Annotated in this window: 9 protein-coding genes; 6 read left to right on the top strand and 3 right to left on the bottom strand. The window is 68.7% G+C overall.

Features of this window, described 5'->3' with window-relative positions:
* A partial coding sequence (locus VGB60_RS02535) for an NAD(P)/FAD-dependent oxidoreductase (protein ID WP_331036707.1) occupies window positions 1-1,366 on the bottom strand: 1,366 nt, incomplete at its 3' end.
* A 90-nt stretch (window positions 1,367-1,456) separates the two neighbouring features.
* On the opposite strand from VGB60_RS02535, the gene VGB60_RS02530 reads away from it, so the two are divergent.
* Window positions 1,457-2,239 carry a uracil-DNA glycosylase gene (locus tag VGB60_RS02530; RefSeq protein ID WP_331036710.1) on the top strand — a complete coding sequence of 261 codons (783 nt, stop codon included), beginning with the start codon at window positions 1,457-1,459 and terminating at the stop codon, window positions 2,237-2,239.
* A 110-nt stretch (window positions 2,240-2,349) separates the two neighbouring features.
* Window positions 2,350-4,068, top strand: coding sequence for a lytic transglycosylase domain-containing protein (locus VGB60_RS02525; RefSeq protein ID WP_331036706.1), 1,719 nt, complete (start codon window positions 2,350-2,352; stop codon window positions 4,066-4,068).
* Between the two features lie 184 nt (window positions 4,069-4,252).
* Here the strand turns inward: VGB60_RS02525 and VGB60_RS02520 are convergent, their stop codons facing one another.
* Entirely contained in the window at window positions 4,253-4,912 is a 660-nt protein-coding gene (locus VGB60_RS02520) for a glutathione S-transferase (protein ID WP_331036705.1), read from the bottom strand.
* A 136-nt stretch (window positions 4,913-5,048) separates the two neighbouring features.
* Between VGB60_RS02520 and purB the strand changes: the two genes are divergently transcribed.
* From purB to VGB60_RS02505, 3 genes are all read left to right on the top strand, one after another.
* Window positions 5,049-6,350 (top strand): adenylosuccinate lyase, encoded by a 1,302-nt coding sequence (gene purB, locus VGB60_RS02515; RefSeq protein WP_331036704.1) that lies wholly within the window; start codon window positions 5,049-5,051, stop codon window positions 6,348-6,350.
* On the top strand, window positions 6,350-6,841 hold the full coding sequence (locus VGB60_RS02510) for a DNA-deoxyinosine glycosylase (protein ID WP_331036709.1): 492 nt from the start codon (window positions 6,350-6,352) through the stop codon (window positions 6,839-6,841). The genes purB and VGB60_RS02510 overlap by 1 nt, the downstream gene beginning before the upstream one ends.
* A 114-nt stretch (window positions 6,842-6,955) precedes the next feature.
* Window positions 6,956-7,552, top strand: a complete 597-nt coding sequence (locus VGB60_RS02505) for a fasciclin domain-containing protein (protein WP_331036703.1) — start codon at window positions 6,956-6,958, stop codon at window positions 7,550-7,552.
* Between the two features lie 79 nt (window positions 7,553-7,631).
* On the opposite strand, the gene VGB60_RS02500 is transcribed toward VGB60_RS02505, so the two are convergent.
* Entirely contained in the window at window positions 7,632-7,955 is a 324-nt protein-coding gene (locus VGB60_RS02500; RefSeq protein ID WP_331036702.1) for a DUF1476 domain-containing protein, read from the bottom strand.
* 268 nt (window positions 7,956-8,223) lie between these two features.
* Here VGB60_RS02500 and purC point away from each other — a divergent pair, with 268 nt between their 5' ends.
* On the top strand, window positions 8,224-8,982 hold the full coding sequence (gene purC, locus VGB60_RS02495) for a phosphoribosylaminoimidazolesuccinocarboxamide synthase (protein WP_331036708.1): 759 nt from the start codon (window positions 8,224-8,226) through the stop codon (window positions 8,980-8,982).
* Window positions 8,983-9,039 lie beyond the last annotated feature (57 nt).

The raw sequence follows: 9,039 nt of genomic DNA, 5'->3' as shown, positions 1-9,039 counted from the left end.
CGTGCTTCAGTGTGCCGAACAGCGAGAAGCCGCCGAACACCGTCTGGAACCACATGTCGAACAGGCCCAACGCGCCGCCGACGCTGGTGCCGAGCTTGGACAGCAGGGGCTTGGCGTTCCGGACGCGCTTCAGCTCCTGATAGACCCAGCTCTTCTCGTAGGCGGTCTGATACTCGACCAGCTGATCGCCCGACCGGCCCGCCATGACCGCGTTGTAGGCGGCGTCCGCCGCCAGCATCCCGGTCTTCATGGCGTTGTGGCTGCCCTTGATGCGGGGCACGTTCACGAAACCGGCCGAGCAGCCGATCAGCACCCCGCCGGGAAAGGACAGCTTCGGCACCGACTGGAAGCCGCCCTCGGTGATCGCCCGCGCGCCATAGGAGACCCGCGTGCCGCCCTCCAGATGCTCGGCGACGGCCGGGTGGTGCTTGAAACGCTGGAACTCGTCGAACGGAGACAGGAAGGGGTTCTTGTAGTTCAGGTGCACGACGTAGCCGATGGCCACGTAGCGGTCCCCGAAATGGTACATGAAGCTGCCGCCGCCGGTGAACTCGTCCAGCGGCCAGCCGGTGGTGTGCTGGGCCAGACCGGGCCGGTGCTTCTCCGCCGGCACCTGCCACAGCTCCTTGAGGCCGATGCCGTATTTCTGCGGCTGGGCGTCATCGCAAAGATTGTGGCGAGCCATGACGGTCTTGGCCAAGGATCCGCGCACGCCCTCGGCGATGAAGACGTATTTGCCGTGCAGTTCGAGGCCGGGCTGGAAGTCCCCGGTCGGCCTGCCCTCGCGGTCGATCCCGAACACGCCCGCCACGACGCCCTTCACGCGCCCCGAAGGCTCGTCCCAGACGACGTGGCTGGCCGCCATGCCCGGATAGACCTCGACACCCAACGCCTCGGCCTGCTCGGCCAGCCAGCGCGCGACATTGCCCAGCGAGGCGATGTAGCAGCCGTCGTTGTGCATCATCGGCGGCAGCAGGAACATCGGCAGGGACGCCTCCCCCGCCGGCCCCAGCACGAGGAACCGATCCTCGGTGACCGGCGTCTCCAGCGGCGCGCCGCGTTCCTTCCAATCCGGGAACAGTTCGCTCAGGGCGCGCGGATCTATGACGGCGCCGGACAGGATGTGGCCGCCGATCTCCGCGCTCTTCTCCAGCACCGCGACCGTGATCTCCTTGCCGTCCGCCTCGGCCCGCTGCTTCAGACGGATGGCGGCGGCAAGGCCCGCCGGGCCGCCCCCGACGACGACGACGTCGTACTCCATGACCTCGCGCTCGACCCCGGCCAGAGCCTCCGCGGGCGGCAGCTTGTCGATCACGGCTTCCTGCCAGGCGTTGGCGGCGCCGCCCTCGATCACGTCCTCGGCCATCACGGCTCCTGTCGTCGCTGTATTCCGGTGTTCCCCGCTTATCGGAAGGTGACGCCGGGGTGGTCAAGGACTATCCCTGTGCCGATCGCCATGACCCCCTCGCCCCTCGACGCCGCCGCGACCGAAAGCCTGCTCGCCTTCTGGCGCGACGCGGGCGTCGACGCCTGCTTCGAAGACGCGCCGGTCGACCGCACCCATGTGGCGCCGCCGCCCGCGGTCAAGGCCGTCGCCAAGGCCACCGCGTCGGTCGTGGCGACCCCCGATGCAGGAGACGCCGCAGCCGAAGCCCGGCGAGCGGCGGCGGCGGCCCAGACCCTGGAGGAACTGGGTCAGGCCGTCGCGGCCTTCGAAGGCTGCGCCCTGCGCGGCCTCGGCGCCCGTCAGGCGGTTTTCTGTCGCGGAAATCCGGAAGCGCCCGTGCTGGTGATCGGCGAAGGGCCCGGAGCCGAAGAAGACGCCCGCGGCCAGCCGTTCGTCGGCAAGGCGGGTCAGTTGCTGGACCGGATGCTTGCGGAGGCGGGGCTGGAAGGTCGGGTCTTCATCACCAACACCGTGTTCTGGCGTCCGCCCGGCAACCGGTCGCCGACGCCCGCGGAACAGGCGGTCTGCGCCCCATTCGTCGAGCGCGCCTTCGCATTATTGAAGCCGAAGGCCGTCCTGCTGCTCGGCGCGGCGTCGGCCAAGTCGATTCTGGCGACGGACGAGGGAATCATGCGGCTGCGCGGTCAGTGGCGCGAATGGCGGCTGTCCGAGGGCGGCGTTTCCGCACCCGCGCTGCCCACGCTGCACCCCGCCTTCCTGTTGCGCCAGCCGCTGGCCAAGCGTCAGGTGTGGGCCGATCTGCTCTCGTTGGCGGCCTCTGTAGAAGGCTAACGGCCAAGCCTGTTCATCCTTCAGACTCAAAAGGGCCCCAAAACTGGGGGCATTCTTGACTTCGGCCGGGAGCAGTGGCGCTCTCGGGACCTGACGACCGAACGAAAAGCGTGGGTGACCTGAGTCGAGACGGGTCCATCGACGCTCAAAGGGGGGCCGCCGTAGTGCTGTTCGAGTTCCGCCGCGCGTTCCTCGCGCCGACGTTTGCCTTGGCCCTGGCCGCCCTCGCGGGCGCCGGTCACGCCGAAGACGAGCGCCGCGCCATCACTGCTCTCAGCCCGGCGGATCGTCTCAGCTACACCACCGCCTTCGACGCTCTCCGCCGCGGTGATCTCGACGCCGCCCGCGACGCGGCCCGCCAAGCTCAGGACCGTGTCCTGCTGGGCCAGGTCGAGTTCGAGCGGCTGTTCCACGCCGGCCACACCGCCACCTACGACGAGCTTTCCGCCTGGCTGCAGGACTACGCCGATCTTCCCGCCGCCGAACGCGTCTACAGTCTCGCCCTGCGGCGGCGCCCGGACGGCGCGCCCGAGCCGCGCCAGCCCTCGCAGCCGGGCTTCAGCCGCAGTTGGAACAGCGTCGCCGCCGCCGGCGGCAACACTGAAGCCGACCCGATGAAGGCCGCCCGGGTGGCGCTGAACCATGACGACCTGAGCGGCGCCGTCACGCTGGGCGAACAGCTCGGGGACTGGTGGACCGTCGGGCTGGCCCAGTACCGTCTCGGCGAGTTCGCCGCCGCCAAGAACGCCTTCCAGCGAGTTCTGGACGACCCGACCGAGGACGGATGGGTTCGCGCCGGAGCCGCCTTCTGGGCCGCGCGCTCGGCCGGCCGCTCGGGCCAGCAGGACCGCGTGCAGCCGCTGCTGCGCCGCGCCGGCGCCTGGCCCGCCACCTTCTACGGCCAGATCGCCCTGCACCAGCTGGGTGAGGAGCCGACGATCGAGAACCTCGGTCCCCGGCCCTATTCTGAGGCCGGCCTGCGCCGCGCCTCCTATCAGGCGGAAGAACCGATCGGAGTCGGCGCCGACGAACTGGACGAGTTCCTCCGCAGCGAGCCCCGGGCCCGGCGCACCGTCGCCTTCTTCGAGGTCGGCCGCCGCACGGACGCGCGGGACGAGCTGAAGACCGGCCTGCGCGCCGCCGCGACCGAGAAGGGCCGTCAGCTGTGGGCCGCGCTCGGCCGGGCCCTTGGGCCCCGCGTCACCGGCTCCGGCGACGACGTGACCCGAGTCGACGCGGGGCGCTATCCGCAGCCGGTCATCGAGCCGGAGGGCGGCTTCACCATCGAGCGCTCGCTGGTCTATGCCATCGCGCGCAAGGAAACCGACTTCAACGCCCGCGCCCGCTCCGCCGTCGGCGCCTATGGCCTCATGCAGGTCATGCCCGCCACGGCCGCCGAACTGGCCAACGACCGCGTCTTCGTCGCCGAGCCGGATCGGCTGTTCGAGCCCGCGGTGAACGCCCGCCTCGGTCAGGCCTACATCAACCGGGTTCTGGCCATGCCGGCGATCAACGGTGACCTGCTGCGCGCCGCGGCGTCCTACAACGCAGGCCCCGGTCCGATGGTCGCGGCCGTGCGCAAGCTGGGCCAGGACGCCGATCCGCTGCTGCTGATCGAGACCATCGACGTGCCGCAGGCCCGCGATTACGTCGAAAAGGTCGTGGCCGCCTACTGGATCTACCAGCGCATGAACGGGCGGCCGCTGAACACCTTGGATGCCGTCGCTTCTGGCGCGAGCCTCATCCCTCTGGCGCTGGACTATGTGGCGCCCCCGCCGCTTCCGGCCCAGCCGGTCGAGGTGGCGCAGGTGGGGATGACCGGCGGCTAGAGTCCGGCCAGCAGCAGCGCCGGCAGGCAGCAGGCCACCACGATCAGCAGCCCATAGACCAGCAGGCTCGGGCGGCGGGCTGGGTGTTCAACGGGCATCGGCATTGGCGGACCTCGAACGCTTCAACGCTCTCTGAGGCTTCTGGAATACCGCTGTTGTCTTAAGTTGCCGTTGGACGGCGCGGTTAACGCGACGCCAGCGCCGTCCACTCGTGGAACTCCGACTGGTCCAGCAAGACGTCGCAGTAGGCCTGCGCCACGCCGTCGTCGCCGTGGGCGGACAGGTCGATCTGGTAGTGGCGGAAACGCGCCGCGACCGGGGTGAAGAAGGCGTCGGGGATAGACCACTCGCCGAACAGGTAGGGGCCGCGGGCGCCGAAACGGCCTCGCATGTCGCGGAAGATTTCAACCAGCCGCCTGATATCGGCAAGCGTCGCCTCGCCTGTCGGCGGCGGAGCACGGTCTGGGCCGACCATGGTGTGGATGACGCCCCGCGCGTCCGGACCCATGCCGCACTCGCTCCGTAGACCCATGAAGCTGGAATGCATCTCGCAGGTCACCGACCGCGCCAGCCACCGCGCCTTCTCGTCGGCGGGCCACAAGCGGGCGTGCGGATACCGCTCGGCGCACCAGACCGCGATGGCTAGAGAGTCCCACAGGGTCTCGCCGTCCACCTTCAGCAGCGGCACCTTGCCCGACGGCGAGACCTTGGCCAGTTGCTCCTGATAGCCGGGCCCGTAGAGCGAGACCTCGCGCACGGTGAACGCGGCCCCGCAACGTTTCAGCACCAGCCAGGGCCGCAGCGACCACGTCGAGAATGCGATGTTGCCGACGATCAGTTCCACGAGCCGCCCTCCATCCATGTGCCGTGTCTGATAGCGGTAGACGGCGGCTCCCGCCAAGCCGCCAGGCTCGGGGCCGGCGGCGCCACGTGCAAGCGGCGCTTGACTCCCGACGGGCTGGGACCGACACGCCCCGTCCATGATCAGCCGCTATTCCCGCCCCGCCGCCGTCGATATCTGGTCGCAGGAGACCAAGTACCGGATCTGGTTTGAGATCGAGGCTCACGCCGCGACGAAGATGGCGGAGCTCGGGGTGATCCCGACCGAAGCCGCCGAGGCCATCTGGGCCAAGGGCAAGGACGTCGTGTTCGACGCCGACCGCATCGACGAGATTGAGCGCACCACCAAGCACGACGTCATCGCCTTCCTGACCCATGTGTCGGAGATTGTCGGCGAGGAGGCGCGCTTCCTGCACCAGGGCATGACCTCGTCCGATGTGCTCGACACCTGTTTCGCGGTCCAGCTGGCGCGCTCGGCCGACCTGCTGGTCGAAGGCGTCGACCGGGTGCTCGCAGCACTTGAGACGCGCGCCATGGAGCACAAGCTCACCCCCTGCGTCGGCCGCAGCCACGGCATCCACGCCGAGCCGGTCACCTTCGGCCTCAAACTGGCCGGCTATCACGCCGAATTCCAACGGGCCCGGCGGCGGCTTCTGACGGCCAGGGAAGAGATCGCCACCTGCGCCATCTCCGGCGCCGTCGGCACCTTCGCCAATGTCGATCCGGCGGTGGAAGCCTATGTCGCCGACAGGATGGGCTTGCAGGTCGAGCCGGTCTCGACCCAGGTGATCCCCCGCGACCGCCACGCCGCCTTCTTCGCGGCGCTCGGCGTCGTGGCTTCGTCGGTCGAGCGTCTGGCCATTGAGATCCGCCACCTGCAGCGCACGGAAGTGCTGGAGGTGGAGGAGTTCTTCGACAAGGGCCAGAAGGGCTCGTCGGCCATGCCGCATAAGCGCAATCCGATCCTCACGGAGAACCTGACCGGTCTGGCCCGGCTGGTGCGCTCGGCCGTCGTGCCGGCGATGGAGAACGTCGCCCTCTGGCACGAGCGCGACATCAGCCACTCGTCCGTCGAGCGCGGCATCGGGCCGGACGCCACCATCCACCTGGACTTCGCCCTCCACCGGCTGGCCAATGTGGTGGAGCGGCTGAACGTCTATCCGGAAAACATGGCCAAGAACCTGAACCTGCTCGGCGGGCTGGTGCATTCGCAGCGGGTCATGCTGGCCCTGACCCAAGCCGGCGTCTCGCGGGAGGACGCCTACGCCGCGGTGCAAGAGAACGCCATGAAGGTCTGGCGCGGCGAGGGCCGGTTCCTCGACTTCCTGAAGGCCGACCCGCGCGTCACCCTGCCCGAAGCGCAGCTGGAGGCGCTGTTCGACATCGGCTATCACACCAAGCACGTGGACACCGTGTTCGCCCGGGTGTTCGGCGCTTCGTGATCCTGAAACGGGCGTTCGAGCCGGTCGCCGACGCAAACACGCGCCTGCTGATCCTCGGCAGCCTGCCCGGCGACGCCTCGCTGAAAGCCGCGCAGTATTACGCCCATCCCCGCAACGGCTTCTGGCGACTGACCGGCGCGGTGATCGGGGTCGACCTCGCCACCTTGGCTTACGCCGAGCGACTGGAGGCGCTGCGGGCGGCGCAGGTCGGACTGTGGGATGTGATCGCCAGCGCCGAACGGCCCGGTAGTCTTGACGCCGCCCTCCGCCACGCCGCCGCCGCTGACCTGGGCCCGCTGGTGGAGAGCCTCCCGGCGCTGCGGGCCGTGGCCTTCAACGGGGGCACGGCGGCGCGGATCGGACGCCGCTCGCTCGACGGGGCGACTGTCGATCTGATCGATCTCCCCTCTTCCAGCCCGGCGCACACGATGGCTTTCGAGGCCAAGCTGGCGGCGTGGCGACCGCTCTCGCAGTTCCTGATCACGGACTGACCCCCTGCGGTCACATGCCGCGCCGGAAAACGTGACCGGTCTGCATCCATTCCGACTTTGGACAGTACCTGTTGCCGCGTCGCCGCAAGGGCGGCGCCTATCAGGAGACGCCGAATGACCCCGACACGCTTCGCCACGCTCGCGACCGTATCCGCCGCCGCCGCTCTCGCCCTGGCCGCTTGCAGCAACAACGCCGAAGAAGCCGCTCCCGCGGACGCCGCGGCCGCCGAAACCTCCGCCATGGCCCCGGCAGCCGCCGCCAGCGGCACCATCGTCGAGGTCGCCCAGGGCAATCCCGACTTCAGCACCCTCGTCAGCGCCGTGACCTCGGCCGACCTCGGCGGCACGCTGGGCGGCGCCGGACCGTTCACGGTCTTCGCCCCGACCAACGCCGCGTTCGAGAAGGTCCCGGCAGCCACGCGCGGCAGCCTCATGGCCCCGGCCGGCAAGGCCGACCTGACCAAGATCCTGACCTATCACGTGGTTCCGGGCCGCGTGGACGCCGCGACCCTGACGCAACAGATCCAGGCCGGCGGCGGAAGCGCCCAGCTGACCACCGTCGAGGGCGGCGTTCTCACCGCCCGCGCCGGCGCCGACGGCTCCGTCACTCTGACGGACGAAAACGGCGGCACGTCGCGCGTGGTCCAGGCGGACGTCGCGGCCTCGAACGGCGTCATCCACGCCATCGACACCGTGGTCATGCCCAACTAGGCCGAACCTCGAGCCGATACGACAAGGGCCGCTCCATCGCTGGAGCGGCCCTTTTTTTCTTGTCCGACCGTCGAGTGGCTTAGTTGCCGCTGCGGATTTGCTCGCGGGCGACCGAGGCCAGCTCGTCCATCTTGCGGCGGATTTCGCCTTCCGAGACGGTCAGGCCGGCGCCCTCCAGATCCTGGGCGATCTTGCGGTACACGTCCTCTTCACCCGGCTGCTCGAAGTCGGCCTTGACGATGGCGCGGCCGTACTCCTCGGCGCGGTCCGCGTTCAGGCCCATCTTCTCGGCGGCCCACAGGCCCAGGAGCCTGTTCCGCCGAGCGACCGCCTTGAACTCCTGCTCCTGATCGAGGGCGTATTTGGACTCGAAGCCCCTTTCCCGATCGTCGAAGGTGGTCATGAGGTGGCGAGGCTCCGGCAGGCGGCCCGAAGGAGCCGCGTTCGAGGTGGTCTATATCCACCCCGTCGCCGAACGCAACCGGAACTGGCCGGGTTGCGGCGAAGGCGCGCGGCCATGGCGCATAGGACGCTGGTTTGTGTCCGGGGGCCTCATCCGCTAAGGGTCGCCGGACTTTTTCCCGCCCGCACGCGATTCCGGATCAAGCCGCCCAGACCCGGTCTGGCCGCGCGATTCGCGTTTCCGGCAGGCCCCGCCCGGACCGACCATGATGAACGTCAAGCGCAAGAAGCTCTATGAGGGCAAGGCGAAGATCCTCTACGAGGGCCCTGAGCCCGGCACCCTGATCCAGTATTTCAAGGACGACGCCACCGCCTTCAACGGCGAGAAGAAGGCCCAGCTCGAGGGCAAGGGCGTCATCAACAACCGCATCAGCGAATTCGTCATGTCGCGCCTGAACGGCATCGGCGTGACCAACCACTTCATCAAGCGGCTGAACCTGCGCGAGCAGCTGATCCGCGAGGTCGAGATCATCCCGCTCGAAGTCGTGTGCCGGAACATCGTGGCCGGCTCCATGAGCCAGCGGCTCGGCATCGACGAGGGCACGCCCCTGCCCCGCTCGATCATCGAGTTCTACCTCAAGAAGGACGAGCTCAACGATCCGATGGTGACGGAAGAGCACATCACCGCCTTCAACTGGGCATCGACCCAGGAGCTGGACGACATCCTGGCCATGACGGTGCGGGTCAACGACTACCTGTCCGGCATGTTCGGCGCCGTCGGCATCACCCTGGTGGACTTCAAGATCGAGTTCGGGCGCATCTGGGAGAACGACTTCAGCCGCGTCATCCTGGCCGATGAGATCAGCCCGGATTCCTGCCGCCTGTGGGACACCATCACCGGCGAAAAGCTGGACAAGGACCGCTTCCGCCGCGATCTGGGCAATGTGATCGAAAGCTACACCGAGGTGGCCCGCCGCCTCGGCATCATGAAGGACATGCCGACCGTGATTCAGGGTGGATTGCACTGATGGCGAAGGTGAAGGTTCATGTGTTCCTGAAGCCAGGCGTGCTGGACGTTCAGGGTA

This window comes from Brevundimonas sp., from assembly GCF_036399195.1.
Classification (GTDB): Bacteria; Pseudomonadota; Alphaproteobacteria; order Caulobacterales; family Caulobacteraceae; genus Brevundimonas.
The sequence above is the reverse complement of the archived record's forward strand: the minus strand, read 5'-3'. Positions and strand labels throughout refer to the sequence as shown.